The following is a 23,065-nucleotide window of genomic DNA, read 5'->3' as shown; positions in this document are numbered from 1 at the left end:
ATCATGAACAGAACTTTCGCGAGAGCATCCTGGTCAGACCGGGTTTTCGATATCTCCGTCTATGTTATTCTAGCTATAGTTACAGTCGTCACCTTGTACCCGTTTCTCAACGTGCTGGCTATCTCGTTTAACAACTCCACGGACACGGTCCGTGGCGGCATTACGATCTGGCCACGAGAATTTACCCTGGAGAACTATCGCGTCATCTTCTCGTTCCCGTCCCTGTTAACAGGGTTCCAAATCTCGATTCTGAGGACGGTAGTCGGGACATTCCTTGGCCTGGCAAGTGCGGCGATGCTGGCTTATACGCTCAGCCGCGTGGACTTCCAAGGCAGACGTTACATCTCGGTGTTCCTGGCCATTACCATGTATGTATCTGGTGGATTGATTCCCGTGTACATCCTGATTCGCGACCTTGGCATGATGAACTCGTTTGCCGTTTATGTTCTGCCTGGTCTGGTCAGCGCATTCAATGTCTTCATTATCCGCTCCTTCATGGACGGACTGCCCTATGCGCTCCAGGAATCGGCCAAGCTCGACGGGGCCAACGACTGGACGATCTTCTGGCGAATCATCCTGCCGCTCTGCAAGCCGGCGTTGGCGACAATTGCACTCTTCCTCGCCGTAGGGCAATGGAATGCCTGGTTGGATACGTACTTGTATAATGGCTCCAACGCCAGCCTGACGACGCTCCAGTTCGAGCTCATGAAGGTCATTCAGAGTACGACAACCGGTAACAGCGGTGGCGATTATCGCAGCCAGAACATGTCCCAGGTCATGAACCGGGTGTCCCCGGAATCGGTGAAGATGGCGATTACAATTGTCGTTACCGTACCTATTCTCGTCGTGTATCCGTTCCTGCAAGGTTATTTTGTCAAGGGTATGACCCTCGGCGCAGTGAAGAGCTAATCAAGGTGTTTGCAGGGCAACCTGTTAACCTATAGAGAAACAGTCGGGCGTTCCATTTAGCTTTACATTTGAAGAGGAGGGTTTTTGCATCATGATGAAAACAAAGAAATTCACAGGCGTTCTGTTATCTGCAACCATGCTTGTCGGATTGCTGGCAGCTTGCTCCGGAGGCAATAACGAGCCGTCACCTGGTACCAATGGCGGTGAGTCCGGGGACAACGGACAACCGTTGACAATGAGCTTTTTCAGTGCCGACCCCAGTCCGAACTGGGCAGGTATGCAGGATGAGATTGGCAAGCTGCTCACGGAAAGAACCGGTGTCGTTCTGGATGCGGAATATGCGGTAGGCGACCCTGTCCAGAAGATTGCACTCATTGCAGCTTCCGGCGAGTATCCAGACCTGATCAGTGCCAAGCAAGATGTGGCGAAACTGGTAGATGTGGGTGCGATGTTGGATTTGACGGATCTGATTGAAGAGCATGCCCCGAATATTAAAGCTTTGTTCGGTGATTATATGAAGCGCTTGCGCTACAGTGAAGACGATCATGCCATTTATGTTATCCCGACTTATGCTGCAGTAGACAGCCAGAATTTTAATGCCGGAGGCGGCTTTGGTCTACAACACCGTGTTGTGAAAGAGCTTGGTTTCCCTGAGATTCGCACGGTAGAAGATTTCGAAAACGCTATTCGTACGTATTTGGAGAAAAATCCTACGGATGAGTCTGGCAACAAAAACATCGGTTTGACGCTGAATTCTGATGACTGGCGGATGTATATCTCTGTAACGAACCCGGCATTCTTCACCACTGGCGGCAGTGACGACGGTGAGTTCTACATCGACCACGAGACGATGGAAGTCACGTACCACTTCAGACGTCCGGAGGAGAAAGAGTATTTCCGCTGGCTGAACCACATGAACGCAACAGGCTTGCTTGACCCAGAAACTTTTGTTCAGAAGCATGACCAATACAATGCCAAAATCGCAAGCGGCCGTGTGCTCGGTCTGATCGACCAAGACTGGAACTACGGTGATGGCGAGAACGCATTGAAAGCCGAAGGCAAGTTTGACCAAACGTATGGTCACTACCCGGTAACGATGTCTGAAGAGTACCTGGAAACCTCTTTCTGGCCAACTGGTTTTATGTCCGGTAGCGGTGTCGGTATTAGCGTGGACAACCCGGATCCAGTGCGTGCGATCAAATTCCTTGATTATCTGGCTTCTGAAGAAGGACAGATCCTTCTTAACTGGGGTGTAGAAGGCAAGCATTACAACGTAGTGGATGGCAAACGCGTGATCCCTGCTGATGTGAACAACCGCAAGGTCAACGAAGTAGCTAATTTCCAAAGAGAAACGGGTATCGGTCTGTATACCAACATTGGCGCTCACTATGGTGACGGTGTGGAGGACTCCACGGGCAATTTCTACACGACTAGCTTCCCTGAGCAGCTGATTGAAGACTACAACGATGCCGAGAAAGAAGTGTTGGATGCGTACGGCGCAACCCTCTGGAAAGATCTGTTCCCAAGTGAAGATAACTTCCCGATCAAGCCTTGGGGTGCCGCTTGGAACATTCCAATTCCTGGCGACCATGAAGTGAGCGTACTCGATACAAGACTTCGCGATATCACATGGAAACGCATCCCAGAAGCGATTCTGGCCAAGCCGGAAGAGTTTGACGCCATCTGGGACGCGTACATGGAGGAACTGGAGAAGAACGGCGTAGAGCGTGCTGAAAAAGGCCGTCAAGAATTCGTTGAAGCTCGCGTTGCGCTCTGGAACGATTAATTAACCACAAGAAGGAAGGACCCTTGCAGCGGTTGCCGCTGTAAGGGTCCTTTGGTTGTTTGAGGCCCTGACGGGGGACAATTCCATCAACTGGCCCCATCCCTTTGCTATGATGATGAGCCTGACAGGGAACAGGTGACATGCGCTAATGCTCGCGGGAGGCACATTCAGCAACCCGTCTCTAACGGCCACCATGACCGCTATTTCACCCTAAATCGATCGTTTGGAAATGTAACGGCCTTATACGCACCTATTTGCCTTACCGATGCTTATATTAGCTGGATTCCATTGAAATAAGTGCGTGGGTGGCCGTTAGGTTGGCGCGAAGGTCAAAAAGGACGGAATAAGTGCGCTGGTGGCCGTTAGAGCATAAACCAACAGACTTACAACAACGCCGTTAAAAGGAAGGCTTAGCCATTTCAACTTAAGCATTGCTCCGCTTGGGGGATTGTCTTATTCCACTCCGGCGTAGGACAACCTGACGGCCTGCAGCATATGCTGTAGCAAGCACCGGAATGCAGGGTGCAGGGAGGGGGCGTTGGAGTATGCATACGGCGCTGACTTCATTTGGAGCTATAGCCGGATCGGTGATTACCTTTGCCTTTGGTATCTGGCCGCAATCGCTTACGATCTTGCTGGTTGCGATGGCTATAGACTATATGACGGGCGTAGCAGCGGCAATCAAGGAGAAGCAGGGGCTCAGCAGCGTGATCGGGGGCTGGGGACTTGCCAAGAAGGGATTGACCTTATTCGTCATTCTGCTGGCGCATCAAATCGATATCTTGCTTGGCAGCGGCAACATGACGATGGGGGGAGCGATTTTCTTTTATCTGGCCAATGAGCTGCTCTCGGTCGTGGAGAATTGCGGACGTATCGGATTGCCAGTACCGGAGCGAATCTCCCAAGTCATTGAAGTGCTGCGAACCCGCAAACAAGACAAAGACTAGGCTACACGGCCAAGGGACTCGGTTTCACCCATAGATCATGAGCTACACCATCAAAGGACGATACAGCCATTTCAACTTGCCAGCAGAGCATTTGTTCGCTATAATAGGAACAAATGTTCTTGTTTGTGTGAAATGGAGGTAGAAGGATGGAAACAGCGTCACAGTTCCCTTCGGAGACAGAGCAGAGGATACAGACAGAGGGGGATTTGAACCTGGTCAAGCGTTTTTTACTGCTTCGGATTGCGGTTCAGATTCTTGATCATGATATTGGCATAGCGGGGGCTTCCAGCATGAAGCTGCCACGGCTGTACGAATCGATCTTGCGCGCCTTGCAGGATCGGGTTCTGCTGGACCAGGCAGCTGCCAAGCGGGAGATGATTGCGGGCGGCATCCTGATTCACCGTGAGCAGCGACATGCCGAGGGGTTGAAGGTTCAGTATGCCATTAGGGGGTATCAGCATGAGTTCACGATGCTCTGGCCGTTTGTTCGACGTGAGGCTGAGCAACTGCTGGGGCAGTACAGACAACCACGTCAAGCCGCGCAACGCGGATAAATATGTGCTTCCTCTAAGATCGATTCGAACCTCGCGCCTGCGTATGGAGGATGATACGATCGGCAATATAACCAAGCAGTGCATAGCTGAGAACGGTCGCTACATACATCAACAGAACGCTGACCTCGTGGATGTCAATGAAGAGATCCACGAACCAGGCCGGAATACTGAACATAAAGAAGACGAAATTATGGGGGTCATACCCGGTTGAATTGTACAGGCAGAGCGCCAGTCCGATGATTGTGGCAATTATCGTAACGGGATAACGCATGAATATTGAGTCCCCTTCCTTGCTTTTATTGCTAGGTTGCCGTCATTTACGGTATTATTATGTGACAAAGGGGCTTGCCTCATGCGCAAGCGCCATACGTTAGCGAGGAGAGATGTGAACGATGATTACCCATATTGTCTTGTTCAAGTTGAAGGACAGATCACCAGAGAGCGTGCAGGCGACTGCAGATGTTCTTCGTAACATGGAGGGCAAGATCGAGCAATTGAAGAAGCTTGAGGTAGGGACTGACGTTCTTCACACAGAACGGTCCTATGATATTGCTTTGACGACTGTATTTGATTCGTTGGACGATTTGCAGGCCTACCAGGTTCATCCGGTTCATCAAAAAGTGATCGAGCACATGAGCCAAGTTCGTGATTCGGCGGTTAGTGTCGATTACGAGAGCTAATACTTACATTCCGGCATCACCATTTAATAGATAAAAGAGGGATCCCCGATGGACGACAGCAGAATGCTGATGACCTACCTTCTCGTTGTTATCATCAGCTTCATCGTCATGACGATCTGGCTGAAGCGTAGAGGCAGAAAAAAGAAACAATAAAGGCGGGTTAACCCCATGTATTATGTAGACCGCAAGCAAATTGAAGCCCGACTGCACGCCATGCCAGCGCTGGCTCAGGGCATGCAAGCGCTGGCCAGTGACTGGCAGGGCTCTCTTCTGCAAGGCTTGGCGCAGGAGCGGGCTTTGCATCTGGCAGTCGAATCGGTAACGGATATCGGTAGTTACTTGATCGATGCCTTTATCATGCGAGATGCAAGCAGCTACGAGGACATCCTCGACATCATTCATGGCGAAGGCGTGTATCCTGGAGAGCTTCATGAGACATTGATCGAGCTGGTCAAGCTCCGCAAGCCGCTCGTGCAGCAGTACTACGAATGGCCACGCGAGGAGCTGCATGCTCTGACGCCAGTGTTGCCGTCGATCCTTTTGTCCTTTGCGACAGCAATCGAGGATTATATGGCTAGGGAAGCATCTAATTAAGCGACAAAGGTACGGATGACAAGAACAAACCGCGATGCTTGCGGTTTGTTTTTTTGTTGGCAGGGAACCTCTGCCGAGCTTGCACGTAAGACAAATTCATTGTATGTTAGTAGTTATAGGATATAGCCTGCAGTGCCTTGAAACGCGCCGCTATTAACCCCGAGGAGGGCAAGGAGGCCTGACAATGAACGGTAAGGATAATGCGAACATGGAAGAGATGCGCCGTCATGAAGGATCCACCCGCCAGACCATTTTGACTTTGCTGAAGACCAAAGGACCGAGTCATGCGGGATTTTTGGCCAAGTCTCTAGGGATAACAGAGATGGGTGTGCGGCGGCACCTGAATACGTTGGAGAAGGATGGCTTTGTGAAATTGTCCGTTGTTCGACAGCCGATGGGTAGACCCTCACATGTATACGCCCTCACGGAATCATCAGCCGGGTTGTTTCCCAGCAACTATCATACGTTAACGCTCGATCTGTTGGAGGAGTTGGATGATCCGGAGTCCGGAGAACCTTTGATTGATTATGTGTTTGAAGGACGCAAGCGCAAGCTTTTGGACCGTTATGGCCCACGTATGGCTGGCAAGTCGCTTCAGGAACGGGTGAACGAGTTAGCGGATATTCAAAACAGCGGCGGTTACATGGTAGAGGTAGAATCAGGAAGAAACAGTGCCTTCGTCTTTAATGAATACAATTGTCCGATCGCCCGGGTAGCTGACCGCTATCAGCAGGCGTGCCGCTGTGAGCTGGAGTTGTTCAAGCAGCTTTTGGCAGCTGATGTGGAGCGCACCGAATGCTTGGCCAAGGGCGGGAGCAAATGCAGCTATCGCATAGAAGGACCAGCCAGGAAGGATTAACCTGTGGAGTAGAGATTATTTTTGCGGCGCCTGTGTCAGGACAACCTCCGGATGACTATACTGTCATTAGAAACTGGGCATTCGTCCAGAACCACCGGAGAGGAGTTGCTCCCCATGCCTGATCTGCTGACGGGGTGTCTCATTCTGTTAACTGTTGCAGCTCTAGTGATGGCTGCTGCAGCGGTATGGCTGGCAAGAACGGCACGTATCCGTTTGTATGAAATCCAGGCAATGATGGGAAAACTTCAGACAGATACCTCTCTACTCATCGGGGAGCTTCGGGTTTTAGCCCAGTCGGCCGATCAGTCTCTCCAGTATGTGAACCACGGATTGAGTACGATCGATGAGCGACTTCAATCCCGCAGTCAGCTTCGCGGACGTGTTGCTAGTATGCTGGAGCTGGCGGAAGCCGGATGGACAGCATGGGAGTACTGGCAGAAGCGCCGTTCTGATAGCGGAGCAGGGGAGAACACGACGGGCCGCAAGGAACAGCAATCTACAACCGAAGGGAGCAATTCATAATGACAGGTAAACGTGACAATCGCTCGGGAGGTTTTCTCATAGGAGCACTTGTAGGCTCGATTGTGGGCGCCGTAGGGGCGTTGCTCCTGGCACCCAAGTCAGGCAAGGAGCTGCGCAAGGATATTGCTGAGGGTGCGCAACAGGTTAGCGAGAAGACCGTACAGACTGCTCATGTCATTGGAGAACAGACGAGCAAAATTGCTGGTCAGGTAGGAGAGCAAACGTCCCAATTGGTAGACAAAGCAAAAACAGCAGCTGGCAGCGTGGCTGGCGAAGTCCGCGCATGGCGCGAGCGCCGCACGAGCAAAGCCGAGATTTCCTCAGCTGTCTCGGAGACAGTTGATGCGGTTGATGCCGTAGATAGCGTTGATGCCGCGGATGCGGTTGAGCCGTCGGAGCTGCCTGTTGTAACGGTACAGCAAGAAAAAGAATAGTTTTCGTTCAATCCTGAGCGTAAAGGCACACCGCCTTTACGCTTTTTGATTTGCGTTTGCTTCAGCAATTAACTGCTTTCGAAACGTAGAGGGTGTGACCCCTTTCCAGCGCCGAAACTGCTTGGAAAAATAGAGGGGGTCAGGAAATCCAACAGAAGAAGCGACTTGGCCAATCGTGAGGTCGCTGGCGAGCAGACTTTCCGCCCGATGCATGCGAACACGATACAGGTACTGGGAAGGGGAGTAGCCAGTGACTTGCTTAAACATCTTGGACAAGTGCGTCCTGTGGTACCCTAACGTTTTGGCGATTCGGGCGATCGAAAGGTCCTGGTCATATTGCAGCGATAACCACATCGCCATTTGACCTACTTGGCGCTCCATGTCCGATTGACGGGGGCCGGCAGTTGGATGAAAGTCAGCAGGAGCTGAGCCAAGCTGGCGCAACAGTAAGCGGAGTAGACCTCCTGCTTCCAAATCGGCCAAGACGGGCGATGGAATCGTCTGGAGGGCCTGGCGAATCCGGTCGTACAGCACCCGGATTCGCCTTGCATCCGCGTGATGAAGCACAGGCTGCTGTACAGAAATGCCGAGGGCTTCCAAAAGCGAGCTGGCACTTTCGCCGACAAAGCTGACCCATTGATAGACCCAGGGATTTTTGTCATCTGCTATATACGTGAACAGTTCACCGGGAACGATAACAAAGGTGTCGCCTGCACGACAATCATACCGCTTACCAGCAATCTCAAAAACACCGTATCCGCTCTTGACGGTGTGGATCAGATAGTAATTATGGACGGCCGGGCCCATCCGGTGATTGGGCAGGGGCTTGCCGTATCCGCTAAAAAGTACACTTAAATCGCCTTGAGCTGGATGTGTATTGATGCCCTGTGAGAGGTCGTAATGATGAACAGACATATTCGCACCTCCTCTAGTTTAAATTCTTGGATGGTGAGCTACAACAAGATCGTAATCCAACATCCTTCATTTGTCCATATCTATCCTGATTTATTCCATACCTCTTGTGCCAGGAATCTTCTATAGTGAAGGAAGAAAGCTTTCTAGCAAATGAGAACCTAGAGGAGGAAAATCAGCATGTCTAAAATTACGTTTCTTGGTGCGGGAAGTACCGTGTTTGCCAAAAATGTTTTGGGTGACTGTATGCTTACCCCTGCCCTTCAAGAATTCGAGTTGGCCTTATTCGACATTGATGAACAGCGACTGAAGGACTCGGAGCAGATGCTGCTCAACCTGGCACAATCCACGGGAAGTACTTGCCGAATCAAGGCTTACAAGGACCGTAAAGAAGCGTTGCAGGGGGCCAAATATGTCGTCAACGCGATTCAGGTCGGCGGCTACGACCCGTGTACCATTACCGATTTCGAGATTCCCAAAAAATACGGACTGCGTCAGACGATTGCAGATACGATTGGCATCGGCGGCATTTTCCGCAATCTGCGGACGATTCCGGTGATGCTCGATTTTGCACGTGATATCCAGGAAGTGTGTCCCGATGCGTTGTTCCTGAACTATACCAATCCCATGGCTGTATTAACGAATGTCATGAATACCCATGGCGGCGTTCGCACGGTAGGGCTCTGTCACAGCGTACAGGTATGTCTACCGCATATGTTCCGTGACCTGGGTATCGATCCAGAGGGCGTGAAGTCTAAGATCGCGGGCATCAATCACATGGCCTGGCTGCTGGAAGCGACACGCGACGGCGAGGACCTCTATCCAGAGATCAAACGAAGAGCAGCTGAGAAGCAAAAAGAAAAGCATCATGATATGGTCCGTTATGAGCTGATGCTTAAATTTGGTTACTATGTAACTGAATCCTCCGAGCATAATGCGGAATACCATCCCTACTTCATCAAGCGTAATTATCCGGAGCTGGTTGAACGCTTTAATATTCCGCTGGATGAGTACCCGCGTCGCTGTGTAGAACAAATCGAGCGCTGGAAGAAAATGCGGGGCGAGCTTGTAGAGAACGTTAACCTTCAGCATGAACGGTCACATGAATATGCATCTTATATTTTTGAAGCGATTGAGACGGATGTTCCGTTCAAAATCGGCGGTAATGTGATGAACACAGGCTTGATTACAAACCTGCCGCGCGAGGCTTGCGTCGAGGTGCCTTGTCTTGTCGACCGCAGCGGTGTTCAGCCTACGTATATCGGGGACCTTCCGCCACAGCTTGCGGCGCTGAACCGCACCAACATCAATACACAGCTGTTGACGATTGAAGCTGCGATGACTGGCAAAAAGGAGCATATTTATCACGCTGCACTGCTGGATCCGCATACGAGTGCAGAACTGTCCATGGATGACATCATTGCCATGTGCGACGACTTGATTGAAGCGCATGGCGACTGGCTGCCCAACTACCGTTAAGCTGGCTTTACTGGCAGATGCTGTCCTTGAACCTTGTCCTGAATTGCGCTAAGATGTAGGTACGTTTTGGTACGACTGCACATATTCTATCAAGTACTTGCAAGCACATATTAGGCAGGTCAGAAGTTAATGGCAGCAGCGTGAATCTGACAGGAAAGCGGTGTGTCCGTGCAACATCCAATAGCTATCTTAGATTCCGGCGTCGGCGGCCTCACGGTGGCCAAGGAAGTGATGCGCCAGCTTCCGCGGGAGCGAATTATCTACTTTGGTGACACCCTGCGTACGCCTTATGGTCCCAGACCGTATGAGGAAGTGTTGCGTTTTACCAGGGAGATTGTAGATTATCTGGTGCAATTCGGACCGAAGATGATCGTCATTGCATGCAATACGGCGACGGCAGTCGCTCTGGAAGATATACGTTCACGGGTCAACATTCCCGTCGTCGGCGTCATTCATCCCGGATCACGGGCAGCCATTGGTCGGACCAAATCAGGTCTGATCGGCGTTATCGGCACAGAAGGCACAATCCGGAGCAAAGCGTACGAGCAGGCACTCAAGCAGCTAAATCCCAATATTGAGGTGCTCAGCCAGGCATGCCCACGTTTTGTCCCCCTGGTCGAGCAGGGCAATTTTTACTCGCAGGAGACTTACGAAGCCGTGTTTCAGTCCTTGGTGGGATTGAAGAACAATCGCATGGATACGCTCATCCTGGGTTGTACGCATTATCCGTTTCTGGCGGAGACGATCTCGTCGGTGATGGGGCCAGACGTGACGCTCATCTCATCGGCAGAGGAGACGGCGCGGGAGATCAGTACCATCCTGTATGACAAAGGCAAGCTGTCACAAGGCGATGTGATTCCGGTCCACCAGTTCTGTTGCAGTGGTGATCCAAGGCTCTTCAAGATGATCGCGCAGGACTGGCTGGATGAGCAGATCGAATTGACACCGGTCGTGTGGCAAGTCCCTAAGATCGGCTAGGCAAATATCTTGCTCGCTCCGCCCAATTCAAGACCGTTTCCCTGATCTATTGAATCAGGAAACGGTCTTTTTGGTCTTCCTCCTTGTAGACCGCATACATATGAGGTAGTTGCAGTTTTTTTGAGAAAAAAAATTAAAAGAGGTGAAACGTGGATATAAGTAGCTATACCCCGGCTGCATGCGAGGCAGACCTGGATGGCTTGGCAGCGGTTTATCCCTTCTTGCATCTGGAGCAGGTAGGCACCAGTGTATTGGGCAAGCCGATTCACGCTTGCCGGTTCGGCGAAGGAGACTGCCGCATTCATCTCAACGCCGCCTTTCATGCGAACGAATGGATTACCTCTTTGTTGGCCATAGCTTTGCTGAAGGATTTAGCGGCTAGCTATGATGAAGGGCGACCGATTGGCGGGATGGATAGTAGACAGCTCTATCAACGTTTTTCCGTGTGGGTTGTACCCATGGTCAATCCCGATGGGGTGGAGCTGGTCGTGGAGGGGCTCTCCGATTGTCACCCGTGGCGAGAGCAGCTGCTGGACATGAACGGCGGTTCGACCAGCTTCCAGGACTGGAAAGCCAACATTCGAGGCGTAGATTTGAATGATCAATTTCCTGCTTATTGGGAGGAGGAATGCGCCCGCCGGGCTGTGGCGGGACCGGGGCCGCGAGACTTCCCGGGTGAACGGCCGCTCAGTGAGCCGGAAGCCGCGGCAATTGCGGCTTGGACGCAAAAGCATGACTTTGACATCGTCCTCGCTCTACACACCCAGGGACAAGAGATTTACTGGAACTACCGGGATTATGAGCCTCCGGCAGCGGAAGGGCTGGCGCAAGCGATGGCGCAGGCCAGTGGCTATGAAGCCATTAAGCTGACTGACAGCGATGCTGGCTACAAGGATTGGTTTATCTATACGTTCGGCCGGCCGGGCTTCACGATTGAGGCGGGTATGGGCGTTAATCCGCTTCCGGTGACCCAGCTCGAAGGTATGTATGCGGAGCTTAAGGCGTTGATGCTGCAACTACTGCACAATGTGTAATAGTGCATGAACCACCTCTGGCAGCCCAAATAAAAAGTTGCTCTCCAGCACCCATATCCTATACAATGAGGCTACAGCAATTGCAAGGCATGAATCGCTCATGCTGCCAACCCTGTCCTCGTCCCGGCTTGCCGGGACGGGGCTTCGTTACGTATAAACTACACTTACCCCAAGGAGCTGGACCACTATGAAATGCAAAATTTCACGCAATGCGGCCAAGGTACTGCGAGCCGAACTGGACAAGCCGGAGAACGAAGGCAAAACACTGCGCGTCTCGGTCACACATCAGCACGGCGACCATGCGCACTATGGGATGTCGCTCGATGTAGCCAAGGAAGATGATGTTGTCGTGTCGACAGACAAAGAAATCGATGTTCTGCTCAGTCCAAACGAGCCGATGCTTGACGGCGTCCGGATTGATTATTTCTATGTGCCGAAGGAAGGATTCGCAATTACGAATCCGTCGAAAGGCAATCACGGGGATCATTAAGACTGCCGCAGTACGCAGCAGGGCAGGAGATGGGGATTACCGATGGCAACCAATGATATTCGCATCTGTGATAAATGCAAGCACGTCAAGGTCAAGACGATGCTGAACAAGCTGAGCAAGGAGCTGCCCGGCACCGAGGTCAAGGTCGGCTGCAAATCGTACTGCGGGCCCTGTGCTCGCTATGCCTTCATTTTTGTGAACGGGCGCTACATCAAGGCGCCGACAGAGGATGAAGTGATCGAGAAGGCCAGACCACATTTTAAAGCCTAAGCAAAAAGGGCTGCAGATTGCGGAACATAGCATTATAGAAGGACGTGGCAGAGGAATAGCTCTGCCACGTTTTTATTTGCGGGGTCACGAGAGGTACCTATGGGAGCTGACACGCTGACTGGCCGAAGGCTGAACTCGGAGGTTGTACCAGCCTTGCCATGCAAGCTAACACTTGCACAGAGCTTATTTCGCCTCATGGGAGTCTCGCTTGAAATATAACACCTGCCACGAACCTAATTTCGCCCAATGCGGCGTCGCTTGAATTGTAACTCTTGCCACGGAGCTTTTATCATCCAAACTAACTACGTCATAGTCTACTATGGCCCATTCTGCTTGTCTTTGAGCGCTAACGGCCACCAGAGCAACTATTTCGCCTCAAAAGCCTGGATTAAAAATCTAACGGCCATATGAGCGGCTATTCTCACCTTCCCATTCGAATTTGACCATTTTTCAGGCCAATAGCGGCTCTGGTGGCCGTTAGCGAAATGAAACCCCGTTTTTTCACCAAATAACTGCGCTGGTGGCCGTTAGCGCAGGGCGTCGTGCGTGCAGGTGCATTACCGGGGTTACAAGACCTGGCCCCGGGAAGAACAAGGAGTCGAACCTTGAGTAGGAAATGCAGCAGTTGCTAAGATCGAATAAGCCTCCATCATTTAACATTAGCTCAGCGCTCCCGCAGACGCGGGAACAGATTGTGCGTAATGATGCGGTCGGAGTGGGTGAGCTGGGCTCTCGCCTGAACCGCTGCTTCGCCACAGGCGGTCGCATCGATGGTCTTCCCGTCGGGGAGGCTGTAGCACGTACCGTGCTCAACCACGCCATCTCCAGCAGGGATAAAATAGCGGTCAGCTGTCGCAAAAGCGCCATTGCGGAAGACGACCGTACGCTCGGGCAATGGTTGCGCCGTCAGAAGCGGTGCTCCCAGCATGAAGGTCTCTTCGGTGCGAATGCCTAGCAGATGCAGCAAGGTTGGGGCGAGATCGAGCTGGCCCCCGCCGGGATAGGTACCTGCCAGACTGCCATCTGGCAGGTGGATAAGCAGCGGGACTTGCCGCTGGATGCGTTCGCGCTGCAATTCGGAGAGTGAGTGGCCTAGAAACGTTTCGAAAGGCGACCAATCCCGGATCGAATTATCGTGATCGCCATAGAACACAACAATGGAGTTTTCCCATAATCCTGCTGTCTTGAGCTCGTCCGTGAACGACCGAAAGGCTTGATCTACATAATGCACGCTCTGGAGATAGTCCCCAAACATCGTTCCATTTAGCGCTCCCAAATCCAGCGTTTTGTAAGAAGCGGGAAGCGAATAGGGGTGATGGCTCGAGAGGGTGATCAAAAACGAGTAGAATGGCTGCCGCTGGGCAGTCATTTTTTGTACGGATTGACGGAAGAACGAGCGATCACCCACTGACCACCCTAATGGTTCGTCCACCAGAAAATCGTTGCGATTGTAGTACGTGTCATACCCCATCGTGTGATACATAACATTGCGATTCCAGAAGCCTCCGTCATAGGCATGATAAACGCTGGTTGAGAAACCGTTATCCCGCAGCACTCCGGGCAGACAGCTGTAATCCTGCTGAGCATAGCGAATAAACACCGAGCCTGTCGGCAGCGGCTGCATGGAGCACTGGGCGGCAAAGTCGGCATCGGAGGTGCGGCCCTGTGCCGTCTGGTGATAAAAGTCAGGGAAATAAGCACTGGCTTGCGTCAGTTCGTTCAGAAAAGGCGTGATCGTCTGTCCGTTGTAGGTGCGCCCAATCATGAAGCTCTGAATCGCTTCGGCTTGTACCATAATTACGTTATGCTCCTTGTAGGCGCCGAACAAGGCATCATCCATGGAAGCCGCTGTGCGGAGACGATGTTCCTTCAGCCATTGCGAGGTTTCGGCTAGTTGGTTCTCCGGGAGCTCAGACTTGCTCAGTTCCTGCTTGACGTACTGATAGGCATCATAGCCATGGAAGCCGAACAGGCCAGTCACATTGTATAAAGAAACATTCCACCAGATGCCGACAAACAGGCCTTGGGCCCATGTACGCTTGGCGATCTGAATGGGCACAAAAACCAGCGCCAGGCTCAGTGCGAACACGATCAGACTAAGCGAGACACGCAGCAGTGCCTTGTGCAAGAGAGGTTGTGGGGTCTGAACCAGAATTCCGCGGGATGATTGCCGGCCAAGGAGCAGCCAGATTCCGAGCGTAATGAGGAGGGGCCAATCGGCGAACAGCCAGATATCCCTTGCTTGCAGCAGTGAACCGATACTCTCACCGAGCGCACCAATCTGTCCGGCCTGCATCAGAACGGGAATGGAGATCAGATCCTGAAAATAGCGGAAATAAATTAAATCGGCATAGAGAATACAGGTCAGGAGAAGATGGAGGATGATCAAGGCCAGTATCCGTGCCCGTTGGGACAGCCAGAGCGTCCAAAAGCTGAGCAGTCCAAGCGTCCCGGCTGCCACAATGACATCGTCAGGTCCCATCCGCATATTACGGACATGAATGGCATGATCAAAGAGGGCAAGCTTGATCAACAGGAGAAGAATAAAAAAAGGCAGCTCCGCTCCGCGGAGCCGACCGAGTACTGAAGCGTTTCGTGCGGCAAACCATACCATGGCAGTTTCCCTTTCCCTTATTTCATGATCGTCTTATCATTATAAGGAAAAAGGCCATGATTTAAACTATTCTCGTTCCTGGTTTCGGAAGGGCGGCAACGGCCCGAGATATTGATAGAGAGCACATTCAATCCGGCCATTGTATAGCTTGCGCTTCTTCTGGGCAGGCCTGCCGTAATCGCGTTCGAATTCCTTCGATGGGCTGAGCGCAAATACAGACCAGGAGGGAGCCGCTTCTACGATATCGCCAAGCTCACGGATGGCCCGGTCTGCTTCCCGCTCGGTTCCCAGGCGCTCGCCATAAGGCGGATTGGTAATAATGCAGCCATAGTCGCCAGAGAGCTTGACCTCGGCGACAGGGAGCGTCCGCAGCGTCAATTCCTTGGCTAGTCCGGCCTTGGCTGCAGCAGCGAGAGCTACCTCGATGGCTTCGGCATCAATATCCGAGCCGGCAATTTCGAGCGGCACATCGTCTCTGACCGCGTCGAAGGCTTCATCCTGGGCATCATCCCAATGCGTCTGACCGATGATGGGCCATTGCTCGCTGGTGAAGCTGCGACGAAGACCTGGCGCGATATTCCAGCCGATCATCGCCGCTTCGATAGGGATGGTGCCCGACCCGCAGAACGGATCGTAGAGCGGACGTTCCGGACGCCAGCGGCTCAGCAGCACCATAGCTGCCGCCATGGTTTCCTTCAAGGGAGCTTCGGTAACAAGCTTGCGGTATCCACGCTTGTGCAGGCTGGGACCGGTTGTATCCAGCACGATCTGTGCCCGGTCTTTTAGCAGCTGCACCTCGATTGCATAGAGCTCACCGTCCTCAGGAAACCACTCTGTCTTATAGGATAGCTTCAGCTTCTCCACGATCGCTTTTTTCACAATACCTTGGCAGGCAGGGACGCTGGTAAGCTGCGATTTGTGCGAGCGTCCCTGAACCGGAAACTCGCCGTTTTTGGGAATGAAGGCGGCCCAGTCGATCGCTTTGGTCCCTTCGAAGAGTTGATCGAAGGTGCGAGCTTCGAATTCGCCCATCTTAATGAGAATCCGGTCGGCCGTCCGAAGCCAGAGATTGGTTCGGCAAATATCCGCTGGTCCTCCGGCAAAATTAACACGCCCATTCTCTGTTCGGGTATCCGAATAGCCCAGATCCTGGAGCTCACGAGCGACAATGGCCTCCAGGCCCATGGGACATGTAGCGATAAGTTGCAAGTTGGTCATGGTTTGTACCTCTTCCGTTCGGAAATTGGAGCGGGGATCAAGATTGTATTCCACCGCGCAAAAACATACAATCAAGTATAGGACAAAGCGTGACAGGTTACAAATGCCAGGGAGGAAAATAATGATGAGTATGACGGAAGAGCAGTATGCAAATCACATTTTGGGAACGGACTCTGATCTGCAGCGAGCCAGTGAGGGAATTCGTTCCGCAGGTATGCCGGAAATCTCGATTGCTCCGGGGTTTGGCAAGCTGTTGACGATGCTGGTTAAGATGTCCGGTGCCAGGGATGTCCTGGAAATTGGAGCGTTGGGGGGAATTAGCGGCATCTGCCTGTCGAGAGAGCTGCCTGAAGGAGGCACCTTGACTTCCTTGGAGTTAAAAGAAGAGTATGCCGCTGTCGCACACAGACATATGGAGGCTGCGGGACTTGGCGACCGCGTAACCTATATGATCGGCGATGCCAAGGCAAGTCTGGCACAGTTGGAGGAAGAAGGCCGTCAGTTTGATTTCTTCTTCATTGATGCCGATAAGGAAGGGTATCCGGTCTATCTGGACTATGCGATCCGCTTGGCCAGGCCCGGAGCAATTATTGCCGGCGACAATACGCTGCTGCGCGGGCGCGTCGCAGACCCTGACAAGAACGGTCCGTCTGTTGTGGCCATGCGCGCCTTCAATGAACGGATGGTAACGGATGAACGATTGATGAGCACCATCCTCCCCGCTTACGACGGTCTGACTGTGGCAATCCGGGTCTGATACCATACCTCCACACCAATAACGCCCGAATACCTGGTCCATAGAGGGGCCTGGTATTCGGGCGTTTTTGCATGTCTTCCAACCTTGTCCATTCATACGTCATGCCACTCCGTTAATTTACCGCAATGGCAGCCGGATGCGGAAGACGGTGCCCTGCTCTGCTTGCGGGATGGCCTCTATCGTTCCCTGATGTGCGCTCACAATCCAGCGGGCGATGGACAGCCCAAGGCCTGCACCGCCATGTTCGTCGCTGCGGCTGCGAGCTTTGTCTTCGCGGAAGAAGCGGTCGAAGACGGCTTGCAGATTTTCTTGACGGATGCCGACGCCAGTATCGCTCACCTCAATGATGATCCGCTGCTCTTCGCGGCGGGCCAGAATGCCAATCGTGTCGCCTTCGGAGGTGTATTTGAGCGCATTGTCCAGAAGGATGACCATCAGCTGGTGGAGCCGTTCCGGATCAGCCATCATGACAAGCTCTTGTTCCAGAGTCGTCAACAGTTGTTTGTCCTGAAGCTCGGCAATCTCGGCATAAGGTTCGGACAGCTCCTTGAGGAATTGGTCCAGTTGTACCTCCTGCACTTCCAGAACCGTCTCGGCAGAATCGGCCCGTGCCAGTGTCAACAGGTCCGTGGTCAGCTTGGACAGGCGTCGGGTCTCGGAGAGACTGACAGCGATCGGCTCAAAACGGTCGACGATACGCTCCTGCGGGGAGGTGAGCAGCAGCTCAAGCTTGTTCTGAATGATCGTCAGCGGGGTCCGCAGCTCGTGGGATGCATTTTCCACAAATTCGGTCTGTCTGCTCCACGACCGTTGAATGGGGAGCATCGTCCGGCTTGATAGCAGGAGACTCGTAACAATTGAGAGCAGGATGAAGATAACTGTGCAAATAATCAGGATACGCTGAAAGCTCGCGACCGAACGCTCCTCCGCATCAACATTAATGAGTAGCTGCGTTGCATACACATTGTTCTCTGCATCCGGGTGCTCGTAGATCAATGTGCGGTAGCGAAAGCTATCCTGAATCGTAATGGTGCGGATCTCATTCACCGCTGCAGTGTTATAGGATAAATCACTGAAGTAGGTATCATAAAACGTTGTGCCAAGTTGATCCTGATTGATAATCTGACCGCTCTCGTCCCACAAGAGGACGGTCAGTCTGGGATTGGGAGGGACGGTCCCGCTATCCGGACGGAACGGGATGCCGTATGGTCCTTCGCCAGAGCGAGGGCCGCTTCCTCCGCCTCCCATACCTGGCATATCCTCGCCTGGAGTACGGTTGGCAAGCTCGGCTGCCCGCTCCTTGAAGCTGCGCAGCTCTGCATCCGTTTGTGTATACATGCTTCGTTGAACCTGGCCGAGAATGATGATGGCGAACAGTGCAAAGATCAATGTAAAAGTAATAAAATTCAAAACGGTAAACTGGAGCTTCTGCTTGCGGAAGACGGCGTTCCTGTCCATGTTACGCCTCCTGATCGCTTAGCATATAGCCAAGTCCGCGAAAGGTGCGGATGTACCGGTCATAGCCGGATGGTTTGAGATGCTTGCGCAAGTGTGAGGCATAGACTTCGACCACCGTTGTGGACGTCTCCGATTCGAAACCCCATATCCGATCGAAGATTTGGTCCTTGGTCAGGATGGTATTTTTGTTATGTACCAAGTACTCTAACAATTCGAATTGCTTGCCATTCAGATGGAGCACCTCATCTTGAATCGTCGCTGTTTTATACTGCAGATTGAGCTGTAGCTCCTTGAAACCAAGCGTCTGGTCCTTCAAACCGCCACCCGCCCGGCGCAGAATGGCTTCCAATCGAAGCAGCAGCTCTTCACGATGGAAGGGCTTGACCAGATAGTCGTCTGCACCCTCGCGAAAACCCTTCAGCTTGTCGTCGATTCCATCCTTGGCCGTAAGCATCAGTACGGGCGTGCGGATGCCCCGACTGCGAAGCTCGCGGAGCACCTCGTAGCCGTTGCGGCCCGGGAGCATGATGTCCAGGATGATAGCGTCATAGATATTATGCTCCGCCTGATACAGCCCTTCATCGCCATCATAGGCCTGGGCCGTCTCATAGGTGGAATGCAGCGTCTCCCGAATCGTATCCGATAGTCCCGGGTCGTCCTCAATGATGAGCAGCTTCATGATTGTTCTTCCTTTCGGTTGGAGTTAGGGACTGTCGAACGAGGCGGCTTCAGCAGCGAGCGACGAACCCAGAACGCGTTGGCCAAGAGCAACACGGCGGAGACCAGGAATACGCCTTGGATGCCGATAAAGCCGGATACAGCGCCTCCAAAGACGGGACCGATCATATTGCCTAGACTAAGCGTGCTTGTATTAAAGCTGTAAGCCCGGCTCTCCATGCCCTCCGGCGTATATTGGCGAATGAGCGCATTCACCGCAGGAATCAGACCGCCAAGGAAGACGCCAAGCGCAAAACGCACCACCACCAGCTGCCCGACCGAGGTGACGAAGGCTTGGGGAATGAACATGATTGCCGAACCCACCAGCGCAATTCCGAGGATGCGTTCACCGCCGATCCGATCACTGAGCCTTCCAAGAACGGGGGAGGAGATCAGGTTGGACAAGCCGGTGACAGACCCGACGAAGCCTGCCCAGAAAGCAAGGTTCTCCACCGACCCATGAAGCTCTTGCACATACAGCGGCATAAGCGGCATCGGTGAGAGCATGGCAAACTGGATAAGGAACGTCACACCATAGAGAGCCATGAGCTGGGGCACATGACTGAGCTCCCGGAAACCCTGCAGCACCGAGACCTGGGGATGCGAAGCCGCTTCCTTGCGGTCGAACGTCTCGCCCACCAGGAACAACGCCAGCAGGGTTGCAATAAAGATTAGAGCACCCGTGATATAAAAGATCGGCCGGAAGCCAAAGGCATCGGCCATGACACCGCCAAAGAAAGGTCCCAGAATCGTCCCGGCAATCGCCCCGGACTGCAGCAAACCCATAGCAAAGCCCATATGCTGCTTGGGCGTGGTTGTCGAAACCAAGGCGACGGCTGCGGGGTTAAAACCAGAGATCGTACCATTAAGCATGCGCAGCAGCAGCAGCTGCCAAGGGCTTGCGGCGAAGCCCATCAGCGTCATAACGATCGCCATGCCAAAGCCGGAGCGCAGCAGCATCACCTTGCGTCCATATCGGTCCGCGAGCTTGCCCCAGAGCGGCTGAAATAAAAAAGACGTCACAAAGTTGCCAGCGAAAATGACTCCGGACCAAACCGCAATCTCGTGCTTGTCGGTGAGTCCCAGATCCTGCTGGAGATACAGAGCGAGAAACGGGATAATCATGGTCATGCCGGCCAGGACAAAAAATTGTCCAAACCATAACACCGCGAGGTTGATTTTCCAACGTTCCATGCAGATAAGGGCCTCCCTGCTAGTAAGTCGGTAGAGAACGAGTCAGGACCGGCTTTTTATAATTATTATACTACGTGCTGCGTCAGGTTACGAATCGGCAAGAAAGAAACGTCAGGCAAGAGAAAAAGACTCCTAACGGAGCCTCTCGGTGGGGTGGGTCAGTGAAGTGTCCGACGGTCGGTCACGTCGTCTTCCGGTTTGCGGTTGTCCTGAATTAGCGGCAATAGTGTCTCTTCGTTGGCATACAAATGTCCATCCTCGATCTTGAGATCGAACTGCCCGCCGCCAAATGTAGGTACAATTTCTATACGGTCCGGTTTCATCTCCGGCAGCAAAAATGAAATATTGCCAATGACCACACTATCTCCAATTTCGTACAAAATACCATGCTTGCGGGCAATCTCCTCCAGCGTGCTCCATTCCAGATGCGGATGAGTCATGTGCAACCGCTCCTTTCATAATTAGAAATAAAGGGTATAGGTTATGTATACTATTACCCAATTCCTTGGGAATAAACAGCTGAATGTGATCGAAGTGTAATAGGGGCGGGGGGATTGTCAAACTATTGTCATACTAGATCGTTTATTGACGGTTGTTAGCAAAAGCCAAAAAGGGCATAATGGAATCGAAGGGAATACGTGAGAAATGGGGAAAGTCGATGAGCTACAACGACCGTTTCATTCGGGCCTGCCGGGGGGAGAGCGTGGACCGGGTGCCTGTATGGTATATGCGTCAGGCGGGACGCTATGATCCTGACTACCGAAAGATTAAAGAGAATTACTCGCTGCTCGAAATCTGCAAGCAGCCGGAGCTGGCAGCCGAAGTGACCATGATGCCAATCCGCAAGCTTGGCGTCGATGCGGCTATTCTCTATTCCGATATAATGAATCCGGTCGCATCGATCGGAATTGATTTTGATATTGTGCAAAACGTGGGTCCGGTCATTCACAATCCGATCCGCGAAGCAGCCGATGTGGATCGGTTGCGTCCCATCGATGTGGAGGGCGATCTTTCGCATGTACTGGAAACGATTCGCATTCTGGACGGGGAGCTGGAAGTGCCGCTCATTACGTTTGCCGGAGCACCATTCACAATTGCCAGCTATTTGATAGAGGGCAGACCGTCACGCAATTATTTGCTGACCAAGCAGATGATGTACAATGAACCGGAAATCTGGTTCAAGCTGATGGACAAGCTGGGTGATATGGTCATCACTTATCTCAGAGCGCATATCGCCGCAGGCGGCAAGGCGTTCCAGCTGTTCGACAGCTGGGTTGGCTCGCTGGCTCCACATGATTTCACTCGCTATGTGCTGCCGACCATTGACCGGATTTTCCGTGAGCTATCCGATTTGGATGTGCCGAAGATTTACTTCCCAGGCGTAAGCTCGGGCGAGCTATTACCTTGTCTGCAACAGCTGCAGGCACAGATGATTGGTGTCGACTGGCGGATTTCCATTCGTGAGGGGCGTCGTCGTCTGGGCGGCAAGTTTGCGATTCAGGGCAATCTTGACCCTGTTATTCTTACTGCACCCGAGTCGGTGCTGGAGGAGCAGGCCCGCCGCATCATCGATCAGGGTCTTGAGGCACCAGGGTATGTATTTAATCTGGGTCATGGCTTGTTCCCGGAAGCGTCGCTCGATAAGCTTCGCCATCTGACGGAATATGTACACCGCTATTCCGCCGAACAAATCAAGGTACTGCACAGGGAGGAGAGCCGTCATGTCTGATAACAAAATTGGCGTATTAGTCATGTCTTACGGCACGCCGGCGAGCCTTGACGAGGTTGAGAGCTATTATACACATATTCGCCGCGGCAACCCGCCAACGCCCGAGATGCTGGCGGATTTGACCGGACGTTATGAAGCGATTGTGGGCGGTGTGTTCCCGCTTCGGGAAAATACAGATGCCCAGGTAGCTGGCCTGCAGGCTGTGCTGGATCGCAACGCGCCTGGTCAGTATCAGTGTTATCAAGGCCTCAAGCACGCGGTGCCTTACATTGAGGACGGAGTGTCTGCGATGGCAGCTGACGGGATTCAAGAAGCCGTAGGCATCGTACTGGCGCCTCATTATTCGGTCATGAGTGTCGGCAGCTACATCAAGCGTGCACAAGAGGCGGCAGCCGAACAAGGCATCACGATGCGCTTCGTCGAAGAATACCATCTGCATCCCAAGCTGATAGCAGCCCTCACCAGCAGAGTCCAAGCCGGACTCCAGAAGTTCGGTGCGCAGACGCCTGCTGCAGAGATCAAAGTACTCTTCAGTGCACACAGCTTGCCAGAACGCATCCTGGAGCTCAAGGATCCCTATCCGCAGCAGCTGCTGGCTAGCTCGGCGGCGATCGCAGAAGGCGCTGGCGTGTCGAACTGGCAGTTCACATGGCAGAGTGCGGGACGGACGCGTGAGCCTTGGCTTGGTCCCGATATTCTGGATACGCTGCAGGAGATCAGAACGGAAGGGACTACGCATGTGCTGATTGCACCAATCGGCTTTGTCTCGGATCATCTGGAGGTGCTCTACGATATTGATATCGAAGCCAAGGATGTAGCGGCCAAGCTGGATCTGAAGCTGGAGCGAATCGAGATGCTAAATACGGATCCACTATATATGGAGACGCTGGCGGATTCTGTCCAGTCGGCGCAAGAGAGAGGTTGAATAAT

General features: G+C 52.7%; 25 protein-coding genes. 17 read left to right on the top strand and 8 right to left on the bottom strand.

Annotation, left to right across the window (positions count from 1 at the left end; translation table 11 throughout):
* The first annotated feature begins 3 nt into the window (after positions 1 to 3).
* From F556_RS0110855 to F556_RS33695, 4 genes are all read left to right on the top strand, one after another.
* Complete coding sequence (locus tag F556_RS0110855) at positions 4 to 909, top strand: carbohydrate ABC transporter permease (RefSeq protein ID WP_020616975.1); 906 nt, start codon at positions 4 to 6, stop codon at positions 907 to 909.
* A gap of 91 nt (positions 910 to 1,000) precedes the next feature.
* Positions 1,001 to 2,695 carry an ABC transporter substrate-binding protein gene (locus F556_RS0110850; RefSeq protein WP_020616974.1) on the top strand — a complete coding sequence of 565 codons (1,695 nt, stop codon included), beginning with the start codon at positions 1,001 to 1,003 and terminating at the stop codon, positions 2,693 to 2,695.
* A 545-nt stretch (positions 2,696 to 3,240) separates the two neighbouring features.
* Complete coding sequence (locus tag F556_RS0110845; protein WP_020616973.1) at positions 3,241 to 3,642, top strand: phage holin family protein; 402 nt, start codon at positions 3,241 to 3,243, stop codon at positions 3,640 to 3,642.
* Positions 3,643 to 3,788: 146 nt separating this feature from the next.
* Positions 3,789 to 4,196, top strand: coding sequence for a YhjD family protein (locus F556_RS33695; protein WP_020616972.1), 408 nt, complete (start codon positions 3,789 to 3,791; stop codon positions 4,194 to 4,196).
* Positions 4,197 to 4,209: 13 nt separating this feature from the next.
* Here the strand turns inward: F556_RS33695 and F556_RS0110835 are convergent, their stop codons facing one another.
* Positions 4,210 to 4,467, bottom strand: coding sequence for a hypothetical protein (locus tag F556_RS0110835; protein ID WP_020616971.1), 258 nt, complete (start codon positions 4,465 to 4,467; stop codon positions 4,210 to 4,212).
* A 121-nt stretch (positions 4,468 to 4,588) separates the two neighbouring features.
* Here F556_RS0110835 and F556_RS0110830 point away from each other — a divergent pair, with 121 nt between their 5' ends.
* The 5 genes from F556_RS0110830 (at position 4,589) to F556_RS0110805 (ending at position 7,285) form a co-directional block, all read left to right on the top strand.
* Positions 4,589 to 4,876, top strand: coding sequence for a Dabb family protein (locus tag F556_RS0110830; protein WP_020616970.1), 288 nt, complete (start codon positions 4,589 to 4,591; stop codon positions 4,874 to 4,876).
* 168 nt (positions 4,877 to 5,044) lie between these two features.
* Positions 5,045 to 5,470 (top strand): DUF86 domain-containing protein, encoded by a 426-nt coding sequence (locus tag F556_RS0110820; RefSeq protein WP_020616968.1) that lies wholly within the window; start codon positions 5,045 to 5,047, stop codon positions 5,468 to 5,470.
* A 184-nt stretch (positions 5,471 to 5,654) separates the two neighbouring features.
* On the top strand, positions 5,655 to 6,329 hold the full coding sequence (locus F556_RS0110815; protein ID WP_020616967.1) for a helix-turn-helix transcriptional regulator: 675 nt from the start codon (positions 5,655 to 5,657) through the stop codon (positions 6,327 to 6,329).
* Positions 6,330 to 6,443: 114 nt separating this feature from the next.
* Positions 6,444 to 6,851 (top strand): hypothetical protein, encoded by a 408-nt coding sequence (locus F556_RS0110810; protein WP_020616966.1) that lies wholly within the window; start codon positions 6,444 to 6,446, stop codon positions 6,849 to 6,851.
* The gene (locus F556_RS0110805; RefSeq protein WP_020616965.1) at positions 6,851 to 7,285 is read left to right on the top strand and encodes a YtxH domain-containing protein; all 435 of its coding nucleotides are present in this window, start codon (positions 6,851 to 6,853) and stop codon (positions 7,283 to 7,285) included. Before F556_RS0110810 ends, F556_RS0110805 begins: the two co-directional genes overlap by 1 nt.
* A gap of 36 nt (positions 7,286 to 7,321) precedes the next feature.
* On the opposite strand, the gene F556_RS0110800 is transcribed toward F556_RS0110805, so the two are convergent.
* Complete coding sequence (locus F556_RS0110800) at positions 7,322 to 8,200, bottom strand: AraC family transcriptional regulator (protein WP_020616964.1); 879 nt, start codon at positions 8,198 to 8,200, stop codon at positions 7,322 to 7,324.
* A gap of 177 nt (positions 8,201 to 8,377) precedes the next feature.
* Here F556_RS0110800 and melA point away from each other — a divergent pair, with 177 nt between their 5' ends.
* The 5 genes from melA (at position 8,378) to F556_RS0110775 (ending at position 12,448) form a co-directional block, all read left to right on the top strand.
* Positions 8,378 to 9,676 (top strand): alpha-glucosidase/alpha-galactosidase, encoded by a 1,299-nt coding sequence (gene melA / locus F556_RS0110795; RefSeq protein ID WP_020616963.1) that lies wholly within the window; start codon positions 8,378 to 8,380, stop codon positions 9,674 to 9,676.
* A 168-nt stretch (positions 9,677 to 9,844) separates the two neighbouring features.
* The gene (gene racE, locus F556_RS0110790) at positions 9,845 to 10,654 is read left to right on the top strand and encodes a glutamate racemase (protein ID WP_020616962.1); all 810 of its coding nucleotides are present in this window, start codon (positions 9,845 to 9,847) and stop codon (positions 10,652 to 10,654) included.
* A gap of 149 nt (positions 10,655 to 10,803) precedes the next feature.
* Positions 10,804 to 11,688 carry a M14 family metallopeptidase gene (locus F556_RS0110785; protein ID WP_020616961.1) on the top strand — a complete coding sequence of 295 codons (885 nt, stop codon included), beginning with the start codon at positions 10,804 to 10,806 and terminating at the stop codon, positions 11,686 to 11,688.
* A gap of 187 nt (positions 11,689 to 11,875) precedes the next feature.
* Positions 11,876 to 12,178 carry a heme biosynthesis protein HemY gene (locus tag F556_RS0110780; protein WP_020616960.1) on the top strand — a complete coding sequence of 101 codons (303 nt, stop codon included), beginning with the start codon at positions 11,876 to 11,878 and terminating at the stop codon, positions 12,176 to 12,178.
* 42 nt (positions 12,179 to 12,220) lie between these two features.
* On the top strand, positions 12,221 to 12,448 hold the full coding sequence (locus F556_RS0110775; RefSeq protein ID WP_020616959.1) for a YuzB family protein: 228 nt from the start codon (positions 12,221 to 12,223) through the stop codon (positions 12,446 to 12,448).
* Between the two features lie 664 nt (positions 12,449 to 13,112).
* Here F556_RS0110775 and F556_RS0110770 read toward each other — a convergent pair.
* Positions 13,113 to 15,062 carry an LTA synthase family protein gene (locus tag F556_RS0110770; RefSeq protein ID WP_020616958.1) on the bottom strand — a complete coding sequence of 650 codons (1,950 nt, stop codon included), beginning with the start codon at positions 15,060 to 15,062 and terminating at the stop codon, positions 13,113 to 13,115.
* Between the two features lie 66 nt (positions 15,063 to 15,128).
* Positions 15,129 to 16,280, bottom strand: a complete 1,152-nt coding sequence (locus tag F556_RS0110765; RefSeq protein ID WP_020616957.1) for a THUMP domain-containing class I SAM-dependent RNA methyltransferase — start codon at positions 16,278 to 16,280, stop codon at positions 15,129 to 15,131.
* A 121-nt stretch (positions 16,281 to 16,401) separates the two neighbouring features.
* Here F556_RS0110765 and F556_RS0110760 point away from each other — a divergent pair, with 121 nt between their 5' ends.
* On the top strand, positions 16,402 to 17,037 hold the full coding sequence (locus tag F556_RS0110760) for an O-methyltransferase (RefSeq protein WP_020616956.1): 636 nt from the start codon (positions 16,402 to 16,404) through the stop codon (positions 17,035 to 17,037).
* A gap of 117 nt (positions 17,038 to 17,154) precedes the next feature.
* Here F556_RS0110760 and F556_RS0110755 read toward each other — a convergent pair whose 3' ends face one another.
* From F556_RS0110755 to F556_RS0110740, 4 genes are all read right to left on the bottom strand, one after another.
* Positions 17,155 to 18,495 (bottom strand): sensor histidine kinase, encoded by a 1,341-nt coding sequence (locus F556_RS0110755; protein WP_020616955.1) that lies wholly within the window; start codon positions 18,493 to 18,495, stop codon positions 17,155 to 17,157.
* 1 nt (position 18,496) lies between these two features.
* A complete protein-coding gene (locus F556_RS0110750; RefSeq protein ID WP_020616954.1) occupies positions 18,497 to 19,174 on the bottom strand; it encodes a response regulator transcription factor in 678 nt (225 codons plus the stop codon).
* Positions 19,171 to 20,406 (bottom strand): MFS transporter, encoded by a 1,236-nt coding sequence (locus F556_RS0110745; protein WP_020616953.1) that lies wholly within the window; start codon positions 20,404 to 20,406, stop codon positions 19,171 to 19,173. The genes F556_RS0110750 and F556_RS0110745 overlap by 4 nt, the downstream gene beginning before the upstream one ends.
* 158 nt (positions 20,407 to 20,564) lie before the next feature.
* The gene (locus F556_RS0110740; RefSeq protein WP_020616952.1) at positions 20,565 to 20,846 is read right to left on the bottom strand and encodes a hypothetical protein; all 282 of its coding nucleotides are present in this window, start codon (positions 20,844 to 20,846) and stop codon (positions 20,565 to 20,567) included.
* Between the two features lie 218 nt (positions 20,847 to 21,064).
* On the opposite strand from F556_RS0110740, the gene hemE reads away from it, so the two are divergent.
* Together hemE and hemH are read left to right on the top strand one after the other, a co-directional pair.
* Positions 21,065 to 22,135, top strand: coding sequence for a uroporphyrinogen decarboxylase (hemE, locus tag F556_RS0110735; RefSeq protein WP_020616951.1), 1,071 nt, complete (start codon positions 21,065 to 21,067; stop codon positions 22,133 to 22,135).
* Positions 22,128 to 23,060, top strand: a complete 933-nt coding sequence (hemH, locus tag F556_RS0110730) for a ferrochelatase (RefSeq protein ID WP_020616950.1) — start codon at positions 22,128 to 22,130, stop codon at positions 23,058 to 23,060. Before hemE ends, hemH begins: the two co-directional genes overlap by 8 nt.
* Positions 23,061 to 23,065: the final 5 nt, after the last annotated feature.

Source organism: Paenibacillus daejeonensis DSM 15491, from assembly GCF_000378385.1.
Lineage (GTDB): Bacteria > Bacillota > Bacilli > Paenibacillales > Paenibacillaceae > Paenibacillus_D > Paenibacillus_D daejeonensis.
This window is presented reverse-complemented; position numbering and strand designations above follow the sequence as displayed.

What these genes read in the sequence shown, in the direction of transcription:
- F556_RS0110855 (WP_020616975.1), top strand. Translation starts at nt 4, where the DNA reads ATGAACAGAACTTTCGCGAGAGCATCCTGGTCAGACCGGGTTTTCGAT.
- F556_RS0110850 (WP_020616974.1), top strand. Translation starts at nt 1,001, where the DNA reads ATGATGAAAACAAAGAAATTCACAGGCGTTCTGTTATCTGCAACCATG.
- F556_RS0110845 (WP_020616973.1), top strand. Translation starts at nt 3,241, where the DNA reads ATGCATACGGCGCTGACTTCATTTGGAGCTATAGCCGGATCGGTGATT.
- F556_RS33695 (WP_020616972.1), top strand. Translation starts at nt 3,789, where the DNA reads ATGGAAACAGCGTCACAGTTCCCTTCGGAGACAGAGCAGAGGATACAG.
- F556_RS0110835 (WP_020616971.1), bottom strand. Translation starts at nt 4,467, where the DNA reads ATGCGTTATCCCGTTACGATAATTGCCACAATCATCGGACTGGCGCTC.
- F556_RS0110830 (WP_020616970.1), top strand. Translation starts at nt 4,589, where the DNA reads ATGATTACCCATATTGTCTTGTTCAAGTTGAAGGACAGATCACCAGAG.
- F556_RS0110820 (WP_020616968.1), top strand. Translation starts at nt 5,045, where the DNA reads ATGTATTATGTAGACCGCAAGCAAATTGAAGCCCGACTGCACGCCATG.
- F556_RS0110815 (WP_020616967.1), top strand. Translation starts at nt 5,655, where the DNA reads ATGAACGGTAAGGATAATGCGAACATGGAAGAGATGCGCCGTCATGAA.
- F556_RS0110810 (WP_020616966.1), top strand. Translation starts at nt 6,444, where the DNA reads ATGCCTGATCTGCTGACGGGGTGTCTCATTCTGTTAACTGTTGCAGCT.
- F556_RS0110805 (WP_020616965.1), top strand. Translation starts at nt 6,851, where the DNA reads ATGACAGGTAAACGTGACAATCGCTCGGGAGGTTTTCTCATAGGAGCA.
- F556_RS0110800 (WP_020616964.1), bottom strand. Translation starts at nt 8,200, where the DNA reads ATGTCTGTTCATCATTACGACCTCTCACAGGGCATCAATACACATCCA.
- melA (WP_020616963.1), top strand. Translation starts at nt 8,378, where the DNA reads ATGTCTAAAATTACGTTTCTTGGTGCGGGAAGTACCGTGTTTGCCAAA.
- F556_RS0110780 (WP_020616960.1), top strand. Translation starts at nt 11,876, where the DNA reads ATGAAATGCAAAATTTCACGCAATGCGGCCAAGGTACTGCGAGCCGAA.
- F556_RS0110775 (WP_020616959.1), top strand. Translation starts at nt 12,221, where the DNA reads ATGGCAACCAATGATATTCGCATCTGTGATAAATGCAAGCACGTCAAG.
- F556_RS0110770 (WP_020616958.1), bottom strand. Translation starts at nt 15,062, where the DNA reads ATGGTATGGTTTGCCGCACGAAACGCTTCAGTACTCGGTCGGCTCCGC.
- F556_RS0110765 (WP_020616957.1), bottom strand. Translation starts at nt 16,280, where the DNA reads ATGACCAACTTGCAACTTATCGCTACATGTCCCATGGGCCTGGAGGCC.
- F556_RS0110760 (WP_020616956.1), top strand. Translation starts at nt 16,402, where the DNA reads ATGATGAGTATGACGGAAGAGCAGTATGCAAATCACATTTTGGGAACG.
- F556_RS0110755 (WP_020616955.1), bottom strand. Translation starts at nt 18,495, where the DNA reads ATGGACAGGAACGCCGTCTTCCGCAAGCAGAAGCTCCAGTTTACCGTT.
- F556_RS0110750 (WP_020616954.1), bottom strand. Translation starts at nt 19,174, where the DNA reads ATGAAGCTGCTCATCATTGAGGACGACCCGGGACTATCGGATACGATT.
- F556_RS0110745 (WP_020616953.1), bottom strand. Translation starts at nt 20,406, where the DNA reads ATGGAACGTTGGAAAATCAACCTCGCGGTGTTATGGTTTGGACAATTT.
- F556_RS0110740 (WP_020616952.1), bottom strand. Translation starts at nt 20,846, where the DNA reads ATGACTCATCCGCATCTGGAATGGAGCACGCTGGAGGAGATTGCCCGC.
- hemE (WP_020616951.1), top strand. Translation starts at nt 21,065, where the DNA reads ATGAGCTACAACGACCGTTTCATTCGGGCCTGCCGGGGGGAGAGCGTG.
- hemH (WP_020616950.1), top strand. Translation starts at nt 22,128, where the DNA reads ATGTCTGATAACAAAATTGGCGTATTAGTCATGTCTTACGGCACGCCG.